Annotated in this window: 18 protein-coding genes; 16 read left to right on the forward strand and 2 right to left on the reverse strand. The window is 67.6% G+C overall.

From position 1 onward, the window contains the following. The first annotated feature begins 8 nt into the window (after positions 1–8). Positions 9–1,301 carry a threonine synthase gene (gene thrC, locus ACE026_RS18160; RefSeq protein ID WP_486040223.1) on the forward strand — a complete coding sequence of 431 codons (1,293 nt, stop codon included), beginning with the start codon at positions 9–11 and terminating at the stop codon, positions 1,299–1,301. Positions 1,302–1,307: 6 nt separating this feature from the next. Here thrC and ACE026_RS18165 read toward each other — a convergent pair whose 3' ends face one another. Further along, entirely contained in the window at positions 1,308–2,069 is a 762-nt protein-coding gene (locus tag ACE026_RS18165) for a Crp/Fnr family transcriptional regulator (protein ID WP_486040224.1), read from the reverse strand. 141 nt (positions 2,070–2,210) lie between these two features. Here ACE026_RS18165 and hisS point away from each other — a divergent pair, with 141 nt between their 5' ends. The 15 genes from hisS to ACE026_RS18240 all read left to right on the forward strand — a co-directional run bounded on the left by hisS (position 2,211) and on the right by ACE026_RS18240 (position 16,098). Then, on the forward strand, positions 2,211–3,608 hold the full coding sequence (gene hisS, locus ACE026_RS18170; RefSeq protein WP_486040225.1) for a histidine--tRNA ligase: 1,398 nt from the start codon (positions 2,211–2,213) through the stop codon (positions 3,606–3,608). Between the two features lie 23 nt (positions 3,609–3,631). Further along, positions 3,632–3,898 carry a hypothetical protein gene (locus ACE026_RS18175; protein ID WP_486040227.1) on the forward strand — a complete coding sequence of 89 codons (267 nt, stop codon included), beginning with the start codon at positions 3,632–3,634 and terminating at the stop codon, positions 3,896–3,898. Between the two features lie 164 nt (positions 3,899–4,062). Further along, a complete protein-coding gene (locus tag ACE026_RS18180) occupies positions 4,063–4,383 on the forward strand; it encodes a YerC/YecD family TrpR-related protein (RefSeq protein ID WP_486040229.1) in 321 nt (106 codons plus the stop codon). Between the two features lie 11 nt (positions 4,384–4,394). Beyond that, positions 4,395–5,306, forward strand: a complete 912-nt coding sequence (gene hisG / locus ACE026_RS18185) for an ATP phosphoribosyltransferase (RefSeq protein ID WP_486040230.1) — start codon at positions 4,395–4,397, stop codon at positions 5,304–5,306. After that, entirely contained in the window at positions 5,303–6,598 is a 1,296-nt protein-coding gene (gene hisD / locus ACE026_RS18190) for a histidinol dehydrogenase (RefSeq protein WP_486040231.1), read from the forward strand. The genes hisG and hisD overlap by 4 nt, the downstream gene beginning before the upstream one ends. Beyond that, a complete protein-coding gene (hisC, locus tag ACE026_RS18195) occupies positions 6,595–7,683 on the forward strand; it encodes a histidinol-phosphate transaminase (protein WP_486040232.1) in 1,089 nt (362 codons plus the stop codon). The genes hisD and hisC overlap by 4 nt, the downstream gene beginning before the upstream one ends. Beyond that, a complete protein-coding gene (hisB, locus tag ACE026_RS18200; protein WP_293982900.1) occupies positions 7,680–8,753 on the forward strand; it encodes a bifunctional histidinol-phosphatase/imidazoleglycerol-phosphate dehydratase HisB in 1,074 nt (357 codons plus the stop codon). The genes hisC and hisB overlap by 4 nt, the downstream gene beginning before the upstream one ends. Next, positions 8,750–9,352: an imidazole glycerol phosphate synthase subunit HisH gene (gene hisH / locus ACE026_RS18205; protein ID WP_486040233.1), complete on the forward strand. Its 603-nt coding sequence runs from the start codon at positions 8,750–8,752 to the stop codon at positions 9,350–9,352. Before hisB ends, hisH begins: the two co-directional genes overlap by 4 nt. Further along, positions 9,349–10,083: a 1-(5-phosphoribosyl)-5-[(5-phosphoribosylamino)methylideneamino]imidazole-4-carboxamide isomerase gene (hisA, locus tag ACE026_RS18210; RefSeq protein WP_486040234.1), complete on the forward strand. Its 735-nt coding sequence runs from the start codon at positions 9,349–9,351 to the stop codon at positions 10,081–10,083. The genes hisH and hisA overlap by 4 nt, the downstream gene beginning before the upstream one ends. Next, entirely contained in the window at positions 10,077–10,853 is a 777-nt protein-coding gene (gene hisF, locus ACE026_RS18215; protein ID WP_152150670.1) for an imidazole glycerol phosphate synthase subunit HisF, read from the forward strand. Before hisA ends, hisF begins: the two co-directional genes overlap by 7 nt. Next, positions 10,843–11,481 (forward strand): bifunctional phosphoribosyl-AMP cyclohydrolase/phosphoribosyl-ATP diphosphatase HisIE, encoded by a 639-nt coding sequence (gene hisIE / locus ACE026_RS18220; RefSeq protein WP_486040237.1) that lies wholly within the window; start codon positions 10,843–10,845, stop codon positions 11,479–11,481. The genes hisF and hisIE overlap by 11 nt, the downstream gene beginning before the upstream one ends. 93 nt (positions 11,482–11,574) lie before the next feature. Then, positions 11,575–13,173, forward strand: a complete 1,599-nt coding sequence (locus ACE026_RS18225) for a calcineurin-like phosphoesterase C-terminal domain-containing protein (protein ID WP_486040238.1) — start codon at positions 11,575–11,577, stop codon at positions 13,171–13,173. A 145-nt stretch (positions 13,174–13,318) separates the two neighbouring features. Beyond that, entirely contained in the window at positions 13,319–14,320 is a 1,002-nt protein-coding gene (locus tag ACE026_RS18230) for a glucokinase (RefSeq protein ID WP_486040413.1), read from the forward strand. 33 nt (positions 14,321–14,353) lie between these two features. Further along, complete coding sequence (locus ACE026_RS18235; protein ID WP_486040239.1) at positions 14,354–15,352, forward strand: glycosylasparaginase; 999 nt, start codon at positions 14,354–14,356, stop codon at positions 15,350–15,352. Further along, complete coding sequence (locus ACE026_RS18240; protein WP_486040240.1) at positions 15,349–16,098, forward strand: copper homeostasis protein CutC; 750 nt, start codon at positions 15,349–15,351, stop codon at positions 16,096–16,098. Before ACE026_RS18235 ends, ACE026_RS18240 begins: the two co-directional genes overlap by 4 nt. Before the next feature lie 137 nt (positions 16,099–16,235). On the opposite strand, the gene ACE026_RS18245 is transcribed toward ACE026_RS18240, so the two are convergent. Beyond that, the gene (locus tag ACE026_RS18245) at positions 16,236–19,292 is read right to left on the reverse strand and encodes a TonB-dependent receptor (RefSeq protein WP_486040415.1); all 3,057 of its coding nucleotides are present in this window, start codon (positions 19,290–19,292) and stop codon (positions 16,236–16,238) included. Between the last annotated feature and the right edge of the window lie 411 nt (positions 19,293–19,703).

A 19,703-nucleotide genomic window follows, 5' to 3' on the forward strand; every position in this document is an offset into this window, starting at 1 on the left:
GATGTCCGATGAAGTTCGTTTCCACGCGTCACGCTGCGCCCGCCGCCTCGCTCAGCCAGGCGCTCGCCGCCGGCCTTGCCCCGGACGGTGGTCTGTACGTTCCCGAACACCGCCCACAACTGCAGAGCTGGTCAGCGCAGGGTTCCTTCGCACAGACCGCCGCGGCGGTGCTGGCCCCGTATTTCCATGACGATGCCCTGGAGAGAGCGCTGCCCGAATTGTGCGAGCAGGCCTTCAACTTCGATGCACCACTGCGCCCCCTGGCGACCGCCGATGACCATGTGCTGGAACTGTTCCACGGGCCGACGGCGGCGTTCAAGGACTTCGGTGCGCGCTTCCTCGCGGCGTGTCTGGCGCGCCTGCAGCAGGGCCGCGAGCGACCACTGACGATCGTGGTGGCGACCTCGGGCGATACCGGGGCGGCCGTCGCCGCAGCCTTTCATCGGCAGCCGGGAATCCGGGTGGTGGTGCTGTACCCGGATGGCCGCGTCTCGCCGCGTCAGGCGCATCAGCTGGGGTGCTTCGGCGACAACATCCACACGCTGCGGGTCGCCGGATCGTTCGATGATTGCCAGGCGATGGTGAAACAGGCGCTGGGCGATCGCGAGCTGCAGGACGCGGTGCCGTTGAGCTCGGCCAACAGCATCAGCCTGGGCCGCTGGCTGCCGCAGATGAGCTATTACGCCCACGCTGCCCTGGTGCATCAGGCGCAGACCGGCCACGTGCTCAACCTGGTGATTCCGACTGGCAACCTGGGCAATGCGATGGCGGCCATCCTGGCGCGGGCGATGGGCCTGCCGCTGGGGCAGATCGCGCTGGCGACCAATGCCAATGATGTGTTGCCGCGCTATTTCCATGGCGAGGCCTACCAGGCACAGACCAGCGTGGCGACGATCGCCAATGCCATGGACGTGGGGGCACCGAGTAATTTCGAGCGGCTGCGCTGGCTCTACAACGACGATGACGCGGCACTGCGGGGCGCGTTCACTGCCGAAGCGGTGGATGACGCGGCCATCCGCGAACTGATCAAGCGGCGCCATGATCTGCATGGCGAGGTGTTCTGCCCGCATACGGCGACGGCGGTGGCGCGCCTGGAGCACCTGCGGGCCGCGGGCGCACAGGGGCACTGGGCAGTCGCGGCGACCGCGCACCCGGCCAAGTTCGAGTCGGTGGTGGAGCCGTTGATCGGGCAGGCGCTGGAGGTGCCGCCGGCCTTGGCCGCGCTGCTGGAGCGGCCCGCGCAGGCCGAAGCCTGTGCACCGGCGTATGGGGCGCTGCGTGAGGTGCTGTTGCGCCGGTAATCGGGGTCAGTACGACTCGTCGGCCGAGAGCTTCTGCAGGCCGGCTTCGTCCAGGATCTCGACGGTGTTCAGATGGGGCAGGGCGATCAGGCCCTGCTGGCGCAGCTTGGTGAAGGTGCGGCTGACGGTTTCCATGGTCAGGCCGAGATGATCGGCGATGTCACCACGGCCCATCGGCAGGGTCACGCGCAGCACCGGCTCACCGAGCAGCGCTTCGCGCGCGGCCAGCCGCAGCAGGAAATCGGCGACCTTCTCGGCCGGCTGCAGCCGGCCCAGCGCCATCGCGGCATCCTGCGCGGCATCCAGCTCCTGGCAGGCGCGCTGCAGCAGCTTGCGCTCCAGATGCGGGAAGCGCGAGCGCAGGTCCTTCATCTGCGGCAGGGCCACACGGCAGACCCGGCTGTCGGCGATGGCCTCGATGTCATAGCGGTGGTGATCGCTGCCGCTCAGGCCCAGGAAATCGCCGGGCAGCACGAAGCCGCTGATCTGGCGGCGGCCATCGGCCAGCGTGCGGACCAGGCGCAGCGCACCGGCGGTAATCGTATAGACATGTTGGCGCGGCTCACCGGCGCGGGCCAGGGTGGACCCCAGCGGCAGTGCCTGGGACACGGTGACGCGTTCCAGCGCCTGCACTTCATCCGGCGACAGCGCCGAGCAGACCGCCAGGTGCCGTACCGAGCAATGCAGGCAGTCGCGCAGGGGCGAGCAACCGGGGGCGGTGGGGTCTTCAACAGCGGAAAGCGCGGTACCGGAGTGGGGCCGGGTCATGTCAGGTCAGCAAGCGGGACCTGCCTATGATACGTCATGCCGCCATTGGCCCGGTCCCGATGCCCGGATGCGGCTCGTTGCGCTGGCAGCGGCTAGAATATGCCGCTCGCTCATCCCCCCGTTTCCGCAGGAGTCCCGCAAGTGATCAAGCCCCGTACGCCGCCCGGCATCATGGAATTGCTGCCGCGTGAGCAGATCGCGTTCCAGCGCATGCTGGACGTCATCCGCCGCAACTACGAGCGGTTCGGGTTCCTGCCGGTGGAAACCCCGGTGTTCGAGTTGTCCGATGTGCTGCTGACCAAATCCGGTGGCGAGACCGAGCGCCAGGTGTATTTCGTGCAGTCCACCGGCGCGCTGGCCAATGCCGCCGAAGCCGAAGAGAAGGCGCTGCCCGAGCTGGCCCTGCGCTTCGATCTGACCGTGCCACTGGCGCGCTACGTCGCCGAGCACGAACACGACCTGACCTTCCCGTTCCGCCGTTACCAGATGCAGCGCGTGTACCGCGGTGAGCGTGCCCAGCGCGGCCGTTTCCGCGAGTTCTACCAGTGCGATATCGATGTGATCGGCAAGGACGCGCTGAGCACCCGCTATGACGCCGAAGTGCTGGCGGTCATCCACGCGGTGTTCGCCGAACTGCGCATCGGTGATTTCTCGGTGCAGCTCAACAACCGCAAGCTGATGCGTGGGTTCTTCGAAAGCCTGGGCGTGGCCGATGGCGAGCGCCAGCTGGCCGTGCTGCGCGAAGTGGACAAGCTGGACAAGCGCGGCGCCGATTACGTACGCGAGACGCTGGTGGGCGAGGGTTTTGCGATTCCGGCCGAGCAGGTCGAGCGCATCCTGGCCTTCGTGGCCGTGCGTTCGAGCAGCCATGCCGATGCACTGGCGCAGCTGGACGCGCTGCTGGCCGACGGCACCGCCAGCGAGACGCTGAAGCTGGGCGTGGCCGAGCTGCGCGAAGTGCTGCAGCTGGTCAAGGCACTGGGCGTGCCGGAAACCGCGTACTGCCTGAATTTCTCGATCGCACGCGGCCTGGATTACTACACCGGCACCGTCTACGAGACCACGCTGACCGACCACCCGCAGATCGGCTCGATCTGCTCGGGCGGCCGTTACGAAGACCTGGCCAGCCACTACAGCAAGTCCAAGCTGCCGGGCGTGGGCATCTCCATCGGCCTGACCCGCCTGTTCTGGCAGCTGCGCGAAGCGGGTCTGATCGCCGGTATCGAGGACAGCAGCGTGCATGCGCTGGTGGCCTTGATGGATGACAACGGCCTGCCCGAGTCGCTGGATATCGCCCGTCGCCTGCGCGTGGGCGGCATCAACGCCGAAGTGCAGATGGAGCCGAAGAAGATCGGCAAGCAGTTCCAGTACGCGGCCAAGGCCGGCATCCGTTTCGTCGTGCTGGCCGGTGAAGATGAGCTGGCGCGTGGCGTGGTGGCGGTCAAGGATCTGCTGCGCGAGCAGCAGTTCGAGGTCGCCCGCGATGAGCTGGCCAGCGCGCTGCAGGTCGAGCTGGAGCAGGCCAAGGCGATGGCATGAAGCGGGTCGGGGCAGGAGCGCTGATGGTGCTCCTGCTCGCCGCCTGCCAGAGTGATCCGGCGCTGCGCAGCCAGCGGATCGGCCCGGGGCACTACCAGCTCTCGGTCGATCGCTGCCATGTGATTGATCGGGAACAGCTTGAGCACGACCTGCGCGAGCTGGCCGGGAACCGGTGTCCCGGCGGTGCCGGACCCCTGGAGGCCGTGGAGTCACTCCCCAGTCGCCAGGGCAGCCTGCTCGGCGAATGCCTGCGCAGCGGTGGCCTGCGTGCCGAGGTCCGCTGCCGGTAGTGCCGACCGTTGGTCGGCACGAACTACCCGTAAGTCATACAACGCCCGCCAACGCGGGCGTTGTTCGTTTCCAGACCCTGAACCGGCCCATTCCGCCTGCGACGGCGGTTTGACCGCCCGCCGTCATTTGCGCTAATGTAATAGCACGCTATTACATTGATACGATGAAACTACGTCCCGCCCCCCACGAAAAAGACGCCCAGGCCGATCTGGCCTCGCTGGCGCGCGCCTTTGCTGCCCTGTCCGATCCGGACGCGGTGACCGCGTTCCTGCGCGATCTGTGCACCCCCGCCGAGCTGGAAGCGCTGTCCGACCGCTGGAAGGTCGTGCCGCTGCTGCAGCAGAGCGTGCCGTATCGCGAGATCCATGAGCTGACCGGGGTCAGCGTGACCACCACCGGGCGCGTGGCGCGCTCGCTGGACCACGGCCACGGCGGTTACGCCGCCGCCATCGCCGCCACGCCGACCTCCCCCGAATCCGAGTAGAGACCTCCCCCATGAGTGCAACCCAGACCGCCCCGGCACGTGACCGGCTGCGTATCGCCATCCAGAAGAACGGGCGGCTGGCCGAGCCCGCCCGCAGCCTGCTGACCGCCTGCGGGCTGAGCTGGCGGCAGAGCCGGGACAAGCTGTTCTGCTATGGCGAATCGCTGCCGGTGGATCTGCTGCTGGTCCGCGACGACGATATCCCCGGCCTGATCGCCGATGGCGTGTGCGACTTCGGCATCGTCGGCCGCAACGAGCTCGACGAGCAGGGCGCCGCCCGCCGCCGGATCGGCCTGCCGGATGCCTACCAGGCGCTGCGCGGGCTCAACTTCGGCCAGTGCCGCTTGATGCTGGCGGTGCCGGAGGAGTGGGAATGGACGGGCGTGGAGCAGTTGGCCGGCAAGCGCATCGCCACCAGCTACCCCGCGATCCTGGCCGACTGGCTGGCCGCGCGCGGCGTGGATGCCCAGGTGGTCGAACTGTCCGGCTCGGTCGAAATCGCCCCGCGCCTGGGCACCGCCGATCTGATCTGCGATCTGGTTTCCAGCGGCGCCACCTTGGCCGCCAACCAGCTCAAGCCGGTCGAAACCCTGCTGGAGAGCGAAGCGGTGCTGGCCGGCCCGGTCCGCACGCCCGATGACGCCCGCGCCGGCCTGATGGCGATGCTGCTGCGTCGTCTCGATGGTGTGGTGAAGGTGCAGGACAGCAAGCTGCTGATGTTCCGCGCCGCGCTGGACCGCGTCTCCGAGTTGACCCGCCTGCTGCCCGACGCCGATCCGCTGGTGCAGTTGCCCGATGACGGCGGCCACCTGCGTTTGCAGACCATGTGCCACGGTGCGTTGACCTGGCAGCGGTTGGAGGACCTGGAGCGCGCGGGCGCGCAGGGGTTGATGGTATTGAGTGTGGAGCGGTCGCTGGCATGAATCGTTTGACGTGGTCCCAATTGGATGCCGGCGCCCAGGCGCAGGCGCTGCAGCGCCCGGTCCAGGCCGTGGCGGCGCGTACCCGTGAGTCCGTTGCCGCGTTGATCGCGGCGGTGCGCCAGGGCGGTGATGCCGCACTGCGCGAGATCACCCTGCGCTTCGACGGGGTGGCACCGGAGACCTTCGAGGTCAGCGAGGCGGAGTTTGCCGCCGCCGAGCAGGCCGTCTCGGCCGAACTGCGCCAAGCGATGATCGATGCCGCCGCACGTATCCGTACCTTCCACCAGGCCGGCATGAGCCAGGGCTATGCGGTCGAGACCGCGCCCGGCGTGCGTTGCGAGCGCGTGGTGCGCCCGATCGGTCGGGTGGGTCTGTATGTGCCGGCTGGCAGCGCGCCGTTGCCGTCCACCGCGTTGATGCTGGGCGTGCCCGCACAGCTGGCCAGCTGTCGTGAAGTCGTGTTGTGCACGCCGCCGCGCAAGGACGGCAGTGCCGATCCTGCGGTGCTGGTGGCCGCGCGCCTTACGGGCGTGCACCGCGTGTTCAAGCTGGGCGGCGCGCAGGCCATCGCTGCGATGGCGTATGGCACTGACAGCGTGCCGGCCTGCGACAAGCTGTATGGCCCGGGCAATAGTTACGTGACCGAAGCCAAGCAGCAGGTTGCCCAGGACGGTGCCGCGGCCATTGACATGCCGGCCGGGCCGTCCGAAGTGCTGGTGATTGCCGATGCGGGTGCCACGCCGGCGTTCGTCGCCGCCGATCTGCTCTCGCAGGCCGAGCACGGCCCGGATTCGCAGGTACTGCTGCTGACCGACGACGCGGCGATGGTGGACCGGGTCGAGGCGGCGGTTGAAGCGCAGCTGGCGCAGTTGTCGCGTGCGGAAATCGCGGCGCAGGCGCTGGCGTCCTCGCGCTTGATCCTGGTCGATTCGCTGGATGACGCCTTCGCGATCAGCAACCGGTATGCCCCGGAGCACTTGATCCTGGCGCTGCGCGAGCCGCGCGCCTGGTTGGACAAGGTGGAGGCGGCCGGTTCGGTGTTCCTCGGCGACTACACCCCCGAAGCGCTGGGCGATTACTGCAGTGGCACCAACCACGTGCTGCCGACCGCCGGTGCCGCACGCGCCTACAGCGGCGTCAGCGTGGCCAGCTTCCAGAACCTGATCAGCGTGCAGTCGGCCACGGCCGCCGGCATCGCGGCGATTGGCGAGTGTGCCCGTGTGCTGGCACGCGCCGAAGGCCTGGATGCCCACGAGAACGCGGTGACCCTGCGCATGGAGGCCGCCGCATGAGCACTGCCTCCCTCCTCTCTTTGGTGCGTGCAGACCTGCGGGCGTTTGCCGGCTATTCCTCGGCGCGCAGCAGTGCGCTGGTCGGGGATGTCTGGCTCAACGCGAATGAATCGGCGTGGGCCAACCCCGCCGACGCCGCGGGTGGCGCGCGCCGCTATCCCGACCCGCAGCCGGCAGCACTGCGCGATCGGCTTGCCGAGCTGTACGGCTGCTCCGCCGAACAGCTGCTGATCGGCCGTGGCAGCGACGAGGCCATCGATCTGCTGGTGCGCGCGCTGTGCGAGCCGGGCCGCGATGCGGTGGTGACCACGCCACCGGTGTTCGGCATGTATGCCGTCTGCGCCCGCCTGCAGAACGCGCTGCTGATCGAGGTGCCGCTGGTCGATCAGGGCGATGCGCTGGTCGCCGATATCGATGCCGTGATTGCCGCGGCGCTGGGTGGTAACGCCACGCTGGTGTTCCTGTGCTCGCCGTCCAATCCCGCGGGCAGCGTGATCCCGTTGGGCGAGATCGAGCGGGTGGCCAACGCGCTGCAGGGCAGGGCGCTGGTAGTGGTGGATGAGGCCTACGGTGAGTACGCCGAGCAGCCGTCCGCGACCACGCTGTTGAGCCGTTACGAGAACATCGCCGTGCTGCGCACGCTGTCCAAGGCGCATGCGCTGGCGGCCGCCCGCATTGGCAGCCTGATCGCCGATGCCGCGCTGATCCAGGTGCTGCGCCGCTGCCAGGCGCCGTACCCGGTGCCGGCACCCTGTGCCGAGCTGGCGCTGGCCGGCCTCGGCGCCGAGAGCCTGGCCATCACCACCCAGCGCATCGCGCAGATCAAGGTTGAACGTACCCGCCTGCAGTCCGGCCTGGCCGCGCTTCCCGGCGTAGTGCGTGTCTATCCCTCGCAGGGCAACTACCTGCTGGCCCGCTTTGCCGACGCACAAGGCGCGTTCGATGCACTGCTCGCCGCCGGTGTGGTGGTGCGTGACCAGCGTGCCGCGCCGCAGTTGGGCGATGCGCTTCGCATTACTATCGGCAGCCCGGAACAGAACGAACGTGTACTCGCCGCCCTGATGGCCCGGAGGGCTGCCGCATGACCCCGATTCTGTTCGTCGACCGCGACGGCACCCTGATCGAAGAGCCCGCCGATTTCCAGATCGACGCCTACGAGAAGCTGCGCTTCGTGCGCGATGTGATCCCGGCGATGCTCAAGCTGCGCGATGCGGGCTATCAGTTCGTGATCGTCAGCAACCAGGATGGCCTGGGCAGCGAAGGCTATCCGCAGGCCAGCTTCGATGGCCCCAACGACCTGATGCTGCAGATCTTCGCCAGCCAGGGCATCACCTTCCGTGACGTACTGATCGACGGCACCTGGCCGCAGGACAACGCACCGACCCGCAAGCCGGGTATCGGCCTGATGCTGCCGTATCTGCAGGACCGCAGCATCGACTGGTCGCGCTCGGCGATGGTGGGTGACCGCCTGACCGATATCCAGTTCGCGGAGAACATGAAGATCCGTGGCTTCCAGCTGCGCACCGAGCAGTTCGGCGGCGACTGGGACTGGACCTCGATCGCCCATGAGCTGGCCGATGCGCCGCGCCGGGCCACCGTGCAGCGCAATACCAAGGAAACGAAGATCCGGGTTGACGTCGATCTGGATCGCACCGCCGAGCCGCAGACCCACACCGGGCTGCCGTTCTTCGATCACATGCTGGAGCAGATCGGCAAGCACGGCGGCTTCGCGCTGAGCGTGCAGGCCGAGGGCGACCTGCACATCGATGAGCACCACACCATTGAAGACACCGGGCTGGCGCTGGGCCAGGCCCTGCGTGAGGCACTCGGCGACAAGCGTGGGATCGGCCGTTATGGCTTCACCCTGCCGATGGACGAGACGTTGGCCAGTGCCGCGCTGGATTTCAGTGGCCGCCCGTATTTCGTGTTCGAAGGCGAGTTCAAGCGCGAGCGTGTGGGCGACATGCCGACCGAGCTGGTGCCGCACTTCTTCCGCTCGCTGTGCGATGCGGCCGGGTTGAATCTGCACCTGAGCGTGCGCGGCGACAACGACCACCACAAGGTCGAGGCCTGCTTCAAGGCGCTGGCGCGCGCGCTGCGCCAGGCCTTGCCGCGGCAGGGCACCGCACTGCCAAGCACCAAGGGGGCGCTGTGACCGAGGTTGCGCTGATCGATGCAGGCGGCGCCAACCTCGGCTCGGTCCGCTATGCGCTGGAACGGCTGGGCGTGCAGGTGCGGCTGGTGCGCGATGCGCAGGGTCTGGAGGGCGTGTCGCGGGTGATCCTGCCCGGCGTCGGTGCGGCCCCGCACGGCATGGCGCGTCTGCATGCGCAGGGTCTGGTGCAGCCACTGCGCGAGTTGCAGGTGCCGCTGCTCGGCATCTGCCTGGGCATGCAGCTGCTGTTCGACGGCTCCGAGGAAGGAAACGTCGAATGCCTGGGCCTGTTGCCCGGGGTCGTGCGCCACCTGCGTCCTGCCACCGGCATCCGTGTGCCGCACATGGGCTGGAACCGGCTGCTGCCCCTGCGCGCGTCGCCGTTGCTGGCGGGCGTGCCGGACCGGGCCAGTGCGTACTTCGTGCACAGTTATGCCGCGCCCCTGGGCGAAGACACGGTCGCGGCCTGCGATCACGGCGGGCTGTTCGCGGCCGTCGTGCAGCGCGGCCGGCACAGTGGCGCCCAGTTCCACCCGGAGCGCTCGGCCGATACCGGCGCGCGCATCCTGCGCAATTTCATCGAGAACGAACCGACATGAGTTTCATCGTCTATCCCGCCCTGGATATCCGCGAAGGCCGCGTGGTGCGGCTGCTGCAGGGCGACTACGCGCAGCAGACCACCTACGGCGATGACCCGCTGCCGCGCGCGCAGGCATTTGCTGCGGCGGGCGCAAGCTGGATGCACCTGGTGGATCTGGATGCGGCCCGCGCCGGTGGTTACACGCTGGCACCGCTGCTGGCCTCGATCGCATCGCAGACCGGCCTGAAGGTGCAGACCGGCGGCGGTGTGCGCTCGCGCGATGACGTCGCGCGCATCCTCGATGCCGGTGCCACCCGCGTGGTGGTGGGCTCGGTATCGGTCCGCGAGCCCGACACCGTGATCGGCTGGCTGCGCGAGTTCGGTCCGGAACGGCTGACTATCGCCCTCGACGCGCGCCAGGCCGAGGATGGCCGCTGGCTGTTGCCCGTGCATGGCTGGACCGAGACCGCCGAGGACACGCTGGATGTGTTGGCCCAGCGCTACGCCGAGGCCGGCATGCAGCACCTGCTGTGCACGGATATCGCGCGCGACGGCATGCTGTCCGGGCCCAACATCGCTCTCTACCAGCATCTGGCCGCACGGCTTCCCGGCGTGGCGGTGCAGGCCTCTGGCGGCGTGCGTGATGCCGACGATGTCGCGCAGGCCAAGGCGGTCGGCTGCGGCGGGGCGATCCTCGGCAAGGCATTGCTGGAAGGGCGCATGACCCTGGAAGGAGCGCTGGGATGCTGAGCCGCCGCCTGATTCCGTGCCTGGATGTGCGCGATGGCCGCGTGGTCAAGGGCGTGCGCTTCCGCGATCACGTGGACATGGGCGATATCGCCGAACTGGCGATGCGCTACCGCGACCAAGGCGCGGATGAACTCGTGTTCTACGACATCGGCGCCAGCCCGGAAGGGCGCGCGGTGGACGTGGCCTGGATCGAGCGCATCGCGCGCCTGATCGACATTCCGTTCTGCGTGGCCGGCGGGATCAGTGATGTGGAGACCGCGCGCCGCGTGCTGCATGCCGGTGCCGACAAAATCTCGATCAACTCGCCGGCCTTGGGTCGGCCCGAGCTGATTGAAGAACTTGCCGATGCCTTCGGCGTCCAGTGCGTGGTGGTCGGTATCGATTCGGTGCGCGAGGCGGACGGCGAATGGCGGGTGCGCCGCTTCAGCGGCGATCCGGACAAGACCCAGGCAGTGGCGGTACGCACGCTGGACTGGGTGGTGGAGGCGCAGCGCCGGGGTGCCGGTGAGATCGTGCTCAACTGCATGGACAGCGATGGCGTGCGCCGCGGCTACGACGTGGCCCAGCTGCGCCAGGCGCGTGCGCTGTGCCAGGTGCCGCTGATCGCCTCCGGTGGTGCGGGCGAGATGCAGCACTTTGCCGATGTGTTCGACCAGGCCGACGTTGACGGTGCGCTGGCCGCCAGCGTGTTCCACAGTGGCGCCATTGCCATTCCCGCGCTCAAGCAGTTCCTGCGCGAGCAGCAGATCGAGGTTCGAGATGTCTATTGAGGTGAGTTCCATTGACGTGCAGCCGTCGCGCGAGGCGCTGGCGCAGCTGGACTGGGGCAAGGGCGATGGCCTGTTGCCGGTGGTGGTGCAGGACACCGACACGTTGCGCGTGCTGATGCTGGGCTATGCCAATGCGGCGTCGCTTGAGCAGACCCTGGCCACGGGCCACATGACCTTCTTCAGCCGCAGCAAGCAGCGGCTGTGGACCAAGGGCGAATCCTCCGGCAACGTGCTGGCGGTGACCGCCGTGCGGATCGACTGCGACAACGACACCTTGCTGGTAAGTGCGCGCCCGGCCGGACCGACCTGCCACACCGGCAGCGAGAGTTGCTTCCCGCAGGCACCCGGCAACTTCCTGGGCCGGCTGGATACCGTAGTGCGCGAGCGCGAGCAGCAGCGCCCGGCCGGCAGCTACACCACGACGCTGTTCGAGGGCGACATCCGGCGCATCGCACAGAAAGTGGGCGAGGAAGGGGTGGAGACCGCGCTGGCTGGCGTGGTGCAGGGCGATGAGGCGCTGCTGGGCGAGTCGGCCGATCTGCTGTTCCATCTGACCGTGCTGCTGCGTGCGCGTGGGCTCTCGCTGGATGCTGCGGTCGCGGTGCTGGCGGCGCGCCACGCCGGGTAGGGCAGGGCTGCACATCGTTTAACGTCGGTGAAACGCGGTGCAGGCGATGATGTGCGGCTCTACAATTCCCCACCCCCGACCGGACCGCCCCCGATGACCCGTACTGCCGCCTGGCTGGCTTGCCTGCTGTTGATGACTTCGCCTGCCTGGGCTGCTGAAACGACCGTCACCGGCAAGGTGTATCAGGAGCGCGATGGCAAGCCAGGGCGCGGCCCGACCGATCCCGGCCTGGCCGGTGTGCAGGTCTCCAACGGCGAAACGATCGTGCGCACCGCCGCCGATGGCAGCTACAGCCTGCCGGTGCGCGAGGGCCAGACCGTGTTCGTGATCAAGCCGGACGAGTACCGCTTCCCGGCGGCGGCCAATGGACTGCCTTCCTACTGGCGCCACTACGCGCCGCAGGGGTCGCCGAAGCTGAAGTACGACGGCATCCGCGCCACCGGCGGCACCACCCGCAACTGGGATTTCGCGCTGGAACCGGCCAAGGGCACCGATGCGGCACGCAACGGTTTCGAGATGCTGGTGTTCACCGATTCGCAGACCGCCAGCCGCCAGGACATCGGCTACTACCAGCGCGCCATCGTCGAGCCGATCATCGGCAAGCACCCGGCGCGGCTGGGAACCACCCTGGGCGACATCGTCAATGACGACCTGAGCCTGTACCCGGACATCAACAAGGTCACCGCGCAGCTGCAGGTGCCGTGGTTCCACGTGCCGGGCAACCATGACCTGGACATGGACGCCGGCAACGATGCGCACTCGCTGGACAGCTGGCGCGCCGTGTACGGCCCGGATACCTATGCGGTGGAAGAGGGTGGCGCGAGTTTCGTGTTCCTCGATGATGTGGTCTACGACCCCAAGGCCAAGCCGAGCTACGTCGGCGGCCTGCGCGCGGACCAGTTCACCTTCCTCGGCAATTACCTCAAGGGCTTGCCGCGTGATCGCCTGATCGTGCTCGGCATGCACATCCCGCTGTTCGATGCGGCGCCGGGCCGTGAGACGTTCCGCCATGCGGACCGCACGCGCCTGTTCGCGCTGCTCAAGGAGTTCCCGAACGTGCTGGTGCTCAGCGGCCACAGCCACACCCAGCAGCATTACTACCACGGTGCCGCCGAAGGTTGGCAGGGCAGCAAGCCGCTGCACGAGTACAACGTGGGCGCGGCCTGCGGGGCGTTCTGGTCGGGCGTGAAGGACAGCAACGGCATCCCCGATGCGACCATGAGCGATGGCACCCCGAACGGCTATGCGGTGCTGTCGGTCAAGCCCGGCGGCGACTACGGCCTGCGCTATTACGTGGCGCGTGCGCCGGATGATTACCAGATCGCCCTGCATGCGCCGAAGGTGCTGCGCCAGGGCGCGTATCCGGCCTGGGGCGTATACGCCAACGTGTTCATGGGTCAGGCCGATTCGCTGGTCGAGTACCGCGTGGACGATGGCGCCTGGCAGCCGATGAAGCGTGTCGAGCAGCCCGATCCGCGGCTGCTGCAGGAGAACGTCGCCGACGATACCGCCGAGCGCCTGCGCGGTTTCGACCGCTCGCCGGAAGCCACGCCGTCGCCGCACCTGTGGCGCGGCGCGCTGCCCACCAATCTTGCCGTGGGGGAGCACAAGGTAGAGGTGCGTGCGGTGCAGGGGGATGGCCCGACCGCCACGGCCAGCACCAGCTACCGCCTGCAGACCGCCACGCCCTGATCACGGCGCCGTGGGTTCAGTACGGCGCTGTATGGCGCAGGCGGCTTTGCATTCCCCCGGCGATGCCTGAGAATCGCCGGGATTCAATCGATTCAACCAAGGCAAGCGAGTGAGCGCAGCGGTACCGGTTCCGGCTCAACCTGATGTGGCGCGGACCGCGGCCCACCGGGATCCCCCCCCTGACACGCTGATCGTGGCCGATGTGGGCGGCACGTTCGCCCGCGTCGCGTTGGCCACCGTGCGGGCGGGCGCTGCGCCGCAGCTGAGCGGCCTGCAGCGCTATGCCTGCGCCGAGCACCCGAGTCTGGCCGCGATCCTGGCCGCTTTCATCGCCACGCTGCCGGCAGCGCCGGACAGTGCCGTGGTCGCGATCGCTGGCCTGCTGGACGGTGACCACCTGGTCAACACCAATCTGCCGTGGCCGGTCTCGGTCGCCCGGACCCGTCACGATTCCGGCCTGGCGTCGCTGGCGCTGATCAACGATTTCGAAGCGGTGGCCTATGCGATTCCGCACGTGGCACCGGCGTCCATGGTGGCCCTCAATGGCGATCCCGAGGCGGGACCGCGCTGGCCGGCGCTGGTGCTGGGTCCGGGCACCGGCCTTGGCGCAGCGCTGCGCTTCGAGGGCGGCGAGCGGCCGGTGCTGGCCAGCGAGGCCGGCCATGCCGCGTTGAACGCGTGCAACGGGCTGGAACTGGAGGTCCTCTCGCGCCTGCTGCAGCGCTGGGAGCACGTGGACAACGAGCGCGTGCTGTCCGGTGGCGGGCTGATGAACCTGTATCCCTGCCTGTGCGACATCCGTGGGGTCACACCGCACTGGACCAGCACCGAGGCGCTGATCGCGGCCGCCCACGAGGGCGTGGATGCGGTGGCGGTCGAGACGCTGGAGGTGTTCTGCGCCTGGCTCGGCAGTCTGGCCGGCGACCTGGCCACGACCTTCGGTGCGCGCTCGGTCTACCTGGCCGGTGGCATCTCCACGCGGGTGGACCGCTTCCTGCGCGATGGCCGTTTCCGCGCGCGGTTCCTGGCCAAGGGCGTGATGCACGATGTGCTGCGCCAGGTGCCGATCTGGCGGGTGGACCACGGCGAGCTCGGCGTTCTTGGCGCGGCGGTGTGGCATGCGGAGCATCGCTGTATCGTCGTGTAATTCCTTCATTGTCCGTTCGCTGGAGACCTACCCATGACTGACCGCAGGCGATTTCTCCAGGCCAGCGCCTTGGCCGCTGGCGCCCTCGCGCTGCCGACGTTGCAGGCACGTGCAGCCTCCGGCGCGCGCGTCGTGTCCACCTGGGATTTCGGTGTGGGCGCCAACCAGGTGGCCTGGAAAACGCTGGCGAGCGGCGGCTCCGCGCTCGATGCGGTCGAGGCCGGCGCGCGCTGGGCCGAGAGTGATCTGTGCAATCCCACGGTCGGGCGCTGCGGCAATCCGGACCGCGACGGCGTGCTGAGCCTGGATGCCAGCATCATGGACGGCGATGGCCGCTGTGGTTCGGTGGCAGCGCTGAGTGATATCGCGCACCCGGTCTCGGTGGCACGGCGGGTGATGGAACAGACGCCGCACGTGATGCTGGTGGGCGAGGGCGCGCAGCAGTTCGCGGTGCAACAGGGCTTTGAACGCAAGAAGCTGCTTACCCCGGAAGCCGAGAAAGCCTGGCGCGAGTGGCTCAAGACCGCGCAGTACACGCCCGAGATCAATGCCGAGCGCCGCAGCCGCCCCGGCGACAGCAGCAACCACGACACGCTGGGCATGCTCGCCATCGATGCCCAGGGGCATCTGGCCGGTGCCTGCACCACCAGTGGCATGGCCTGGAAGATGCACGGCCGCGTCGGCGACAGCCCGATCATCGGCGCGGGCCTGTACGTGGACAACGAGGTCGGCGCCGCCACTGCCTCGGGTGTCGGTGAGGAAATGATCCGCAATGCCGCCTCGTTCCTGGTGGTCGAGCTGATGCGCCAGGGCCGCTCGCCGGCCGAGGCCTGCCGCGAGGCGATCGCCCGGGTAGTGCGCAAGCGCCCTGAGGCAAGCAAGACCCTGCAGGTGTGCTTCCTCGCGTTGAACAAGCACGGTGAGGTCGGCGCCTATGCGCTGCACCGCGGCTTTGTCTACGCGGTCTGCGACAAGGGCCGGCAGGACGATCTGCGTGATTCCGCCTCGGTGTACACGAGCGAACAGACGTGAGCGCGCCGCGCCGGGTGCTGGAGATCGCGTCCAATTCGGTGGCCTCTGCGTTGGCCGCCCAGCAGGGGGGCGCGGATCGGATCGAACTGTTCGACAACCTGGCCGAGGGCGGCACCACCCCGTCGCAGGGCAGCATCGCGGTCGCCCGTGATCGCCTGCAGATTCCGCTGTTCGTGCTGATCCGGCCGCGGCCTGGCGATTTCCTCTACACCGCGCTGGAGGCCGAGATCATGCTGCGCGATATCGCGTGCTGCCGTGCGCTCGGCTGCGAGGGCGTGGTGATCGGCGCGCTGGATGCCGACGGTGGCATCGACATGGCGTTGTGCCGGGAACTGGTGTCCGCAGCAGGCCCACTCGGCATCACCTTCCACCGCGCCTTCGATGCGGCGCGTGATCTGCCAGCGGCACTGGAGCAGGTCGTGACGCTGGGCTGCCAGCGCATCCTGAGCTCGGGCGGGCAGGCCAGTGCACTGGCCGGTGCCGATGTTCTGGCCGCACTGGTGGCCCAGGCATGCGATCGGATTTCGCTGATGGCCGGCGCGGGAATCACCGCGGCCAATGCCGTGGAGGTCGCCGAACGCAGTGGGTGCGTCGAACTTCACGCCTCTGCGAAGACGACGCAGCCCTCGGCGATGCGTCACCACAATCCCGCGTTGACCGGGCTGTCACCGGACTGGACCGCCACCGACGTGGCGCAGGTCAACGCACTGCGCGCAGCCCTGGATAACGGGGACGGGGGTAGTTAATCCGTGACGCACAACCACGATTAACTACCCCCGTCCCCGTTAAAGAACAGCTGCAGTTAAAAAAACGGCAGCCGCCTGTGAAAGCGCAGCTGCCGTGGAGGACCGTTACCCCGCCCGAAGGCGGGGGCGGGTGGGGCTTAGAACTTCCAGTTCACGCCGAAGTACAGCTGGCGGCCGGCATAGATGTTGGACAGCAGGCGGGCCTGGCTGTCATCGCCGATGTAGCTCTGAAGCTCGGACTTGGTGGCATTCAGTACCGAGGCGGTGACCGTCCAGTCCGGGGTGATGTTGTAGGCCACGTTGAGGTCGAGCTGGTCGTACGGCTTGGTGTAGGTGGTCATGCCGTTGTTCAGGCCGCCCACCACTTCGCCACGGCGGTTGTACGAGGCGCGGGCCAGGATCGTGTCGTTCTCGTAGAAGATCGTGACGTTGGCCTGGTTCTTGGCGCTGCCCACCAGCGGCGAGGCACCGATTTCTTCGCCATCCAGCACGATCGAGGCGAGGTTGGTGTCGTTGTAGGTGTAGTTGGCCTGGACGCCGAAGCCCATGTCGAAGGTGTACTGACCGTACACTTCCACACCCTGCGAGACGCCGTCACGGCCGTTGGCCTCGGTGCGGTACTTCTGCACGGTGACCGACTGCCCGCCGACCGTCATCTGCTGGTCGCGCACCACCGGCACGGTGAAGTTGTCCACGTTCTTGCGGAACAGCGCCACGCCCGCGGCAGAGCCGGGCTTGAAGTACCACTCCAGGCCGAGGTCGAACTGGACAGCCTTGAACGGTTCCAGGTTCTTGTTGCTGCCCGAACCGTACCAGCCCGGGGTGTCAGTACCACCGGCCACACGGCGGTCGTTGCTGTACTCCTCGCTGATGTAGTTCAGGCCGCCCGGGTAGGCGATGCTGGTATAGCCAGGACGCGCGATGACCTTCGAGGCTGCGCCGCGCAGCACCAGGCTGTCGGTGATGTCCCAGGCGATGTTGAAGCTCGGCAGGAAGTCGGTATAGGTCTTGTCCAGCGAGCTGAGGGTGTAGACCTTGTCGCGCACCTGGTTGTCCGGCAGGCGCACAAAGCCACCCTGGCAGCGCAGGGTCGGATCCGCGGCCGGGTCATCGCAGCTCATCGGCGACCCGTTGGCGTTGTCGACGAAGTAATCGTTGAAGCGCTCGACCGAATCGCTCGACTGGGCGAACTGCTCGGTACGCACCACGCGCACGCCGACGTTGCCGCGCAGGCGCTCGGTACGGAAGTTGGCCTGGAAGTACCCGGAATAGATCTTCTCGTTGACGTCGTAGACGAAGTCTTCTTCGGTACGGTTGTGCGAGCCGCCGTAGGTCTGGTTGAGGTAGTTGATGTAGGCCGGGTAGTTGATGCCCGGGAACACGTTGGCGTTGAAGCCGCCGGCGATGTTGCTGATCGGGTTGGACAGGAAGAAGCCCGGCTGGGCATCACCGGCGGTGGAATCGCAGCCGGCCTGGTAACGGTTGTTGTCGTAGTCCGACGGGTCCAGGCCCTGGCACACCCAGTAGGTGTTGCCGGTGTTGCGGTGGACCTTGCCGTCACGGTACTTGGTGCCGAACTGGATCGAATCCAGCCAGCCGGTTTCGAACAGTTTGGTGAAATCGGCCTGGAAGTAGTTCTGTTCGACCTCGGTCTGCATCCACGACGAGTCAGTCGAGCCGGTGTCGACTTCTGCAATGCCGGCCATCAACTGGTCCTGCAGGTCCGGCGAGAACTGCACCGACGGCGTGCCGGTCAGGTCCCATGCGGTGTACTGGTTGCCCGACAGATAGTCCGGGCCGACCTTGCGGCGCGGCTTGGCCGACATCCGGAAGTTCATCGACGGGCCACCTTCGGACCACGTACGGCCACCGGTGAAGGACGCCTTCCACAGCGGGCTGATGTCCCATTCGACGGACAGGTCCGCGGTCTGCGAAAGCGCCTTTTCCTTGCTGTAGCCACCGGTCAGCTGCGGAGTGGGCAGGGTGCAGTCGTCCGGACCCCAGCCACCCGGCGCAAGGCCGGCCGCCGCGGCCTGTTCTTCGCTGCAGATGTAGGCCTTGCCTGGCAGCTTCTCGAACTGTGCGCCGGTCACGATGCTGCCGCTGGGATCGAAATCGAGCCCGTTGAGCAGCCGGCCGCCGGCCCAGTTACCGTCACCATTGAAGCGGGCCATGCTCCACTCCGGCACCTTGAGCATGTTCTGGGTGTAATCGCCCTGCAGCTCGAAGCGGAAGTAGTTGGCGGTCAGGGTCAGGTTGTCGAGCGGCTTGAACTGGAAGGTCAGCTGGCCGCCCTTGCGCTCGCGCTTTTCTTCCTTCACCGCGAAGTTGACCGAGGTCGGCATGAAGAAGTCGCTGTAGTTGCCGCCGGTCTGGTTGTTGAAACCGGACTGCCCCCACCAGTAGTGGATACCATCCTGCGGCAGCGCATTGCCGTTGGCATCACGCGCTTCGCCTGCGCCATACCACTGGTAGTCCTCGGTGCTGGCTTCCATGGTGCGGCTGGTGCGCTTCTGCTGCGTCACGCCCATGAGCACGCCGAAGCGTTCGTCCTTGCTGTGCCAGGAATACAGCACCGAGGCCTGCGGATCGATGTCGTGGCTGGTGTCCGAGGAGGTGCCTTCCAGGTTGACGTAACCGGAGTTGGCTTCCATATCGAGCGGACGGCGGGTATGCAGGATCACCGTGCCGCCGATGCCGCCTTCGTCGATGCGCGCTTCCGGGGATTTGAACAGTTCCGCGCTGGACAGCATGTTCGAAGGCAGCAGCGTGTAGTTGAACGAACGCGACGCCTCGTTGTTGGTTTCCGAGGTGGCGACGTAGTTGCCGTTCAACTGGGTGAGGGTCAGATCCGGCGCGAGGCCGCGCACGCTGACGCTCTTGCCTTCGCCGCCGCTGCGCGTGATCACCACGCCGGGCACGCGCTGCAGCGCGTCGGCCACGTTCTTGTCGGGGAATTTGCCCACGTCTTCGGCAGTGATCACTTCGACCACGGCGTTGGCATCGCGTTTCTGCTGCAGGCTCTTTTCGATGGCGTAGCGGTAGCCGGTGACGGTCACGCTGTCGAGCGTGGTCGCATCAGGGGTGCCGGCCGGGGCCGCTTGTTGCGCGAAGGCGCTGGCCGGCACGATGGCCGTGGCCAGCGCGCTGGCAATGGCCGCAGACAACGTAACGCGGCGGTGCATGCATGACATCTTCATTCCACTCTCTCCCTCTCCTGGATTGAAACGGTGGCGATACGAATTCTTTGAATCGATCTAATGTTTGAAGCCAACTTTCTCGAGCGTCGAGTTGCCTGGCGCGTCCCTCATGCATCGCGTGGGGCAGTCCCCCGGCTCCCCACTTCCGGCAATCGTGACCGTTTTAAGTTGGATCGATCTAAACGATTGGCGGGGGATTTTTAGCACGACCGCGCGGGGGACGCATGCTGCTCCGCAATATGGATCCCGGCGGCGCTTTCGCTGGTGCCGGGCCGAGGCCGCGGCGGCGCTGGGTTGGCCGCCCCAGCCCTGTACGCGGGCCGATGGGTGCCGATCCGGTTGCCCACGCGTGGGCGATGCAGCCGAGTGCGCAATCGCACACGCTGCTGCTGACCCCCAGGCTGC

The sequence above is a fragment of the Stenotrophomonas sp. AGC87 genome, from assembly GCF_057333975.1.

Excerpts from the sequence above, each read along its gene's own strand:
- hisG (WP_486040230.1), top strand. The coding sequence starts at position 4,395 with ATGAGTGCAACCCAGACCGCCCCGGCACGTGACCGGCTGCGTATCGCC.
- hisA (WP_486040234.1), top strand. The coding sequence starts at position 9,349 with ATGAGTTTCATCGTCTATCCCGCCCTGGATATCCGCGAAGGCCGCGTG.
- thrC (WP_486040223.1), top strand. The coding sequence starts at position 9 with ATGAAGTTCGTTTCCACGCGTCACGCTGCGCCCGCCGCCTCGCTCAGC.
- hisF (WP_152150670.1), top strand. The coding sequence starts at position 10,077 with ATGCTGAGCCGCCGCCTGATTCCGTGCCTGGATGTGCGCGATGGCCGC.
- hisD (WP_486040231.1), top strand. The coding sequence starts at position 5,303 with ATGAATCGTTTGACGTGGTCCCAATTGGATGCCGGCGCCCAGGCGCAG.
- ACE026_RS18225 (WP_486040238.1), top strand. The coding sequence starts at position 11,575 with ATGACCCGTACTGCCGCCTGGCTGGCTTGCCTGCTGTTGATGACTTCG.
- hisIE (WP_486040237.1), top strand. The coding sequence starts at position 10,843 with ATGTCTATTGAGGTGAGTTCCATTGACGTGCAGCCGTCGCGCGAGGCG.
- ACE026_RS18165 (WP_486040224.1), bottom strand. The coding sequence starts at position 2,069 with ATGACCCGGCCCCACTCCGGTACCGCGCTTTCCGCTGTTGAAGACCCC.
- ACE026_RS18245 (WP_486040415.1), bottom strand. The coding sequence starts at position 19,292 with ATGTCATGCATGCACCGCCGCGTTACGTTGTCTGCGGCCATTGCCAGC.
- hisC (WP_486040232.1), top strand. The coding sequence starts at position 6,595 with ATGAGCACTGCCTCCCTCCTCTCTTTGGTGCGTGCAGACCTGCGGGCG.
- ACE026_RS18175 (WP_486040227.1), top strand. The coding sequence starts at position 3,632 with ATGGTGCTCCTGCTCGCCGCCTGCCAGAGTGATCCGGCGCTGCGCAGC.
- ACE026_RS18180 (WP_486040229.1), top strand. The coding sequence starts at position 4,063 with ATGAAACTACGTCCCGCCCCCCACGAAAAAGACGCCCAGGCCGATCTG.
- hisB (WP_293982900.1), top strand. The coding sequence starts at position 7,680 with ATGACCCCGATTCTGTTCGTCGACCGCGACGGCACCCTGATCGAAGAG.
- ACE026_RS18235 (WP_486040239.1), top strand. The coding sequence starts at position 14,354 with ATGACTGACCGCAGGCGATTTCTCCAGGCCAGCGCCTTGGCCGCTGGC.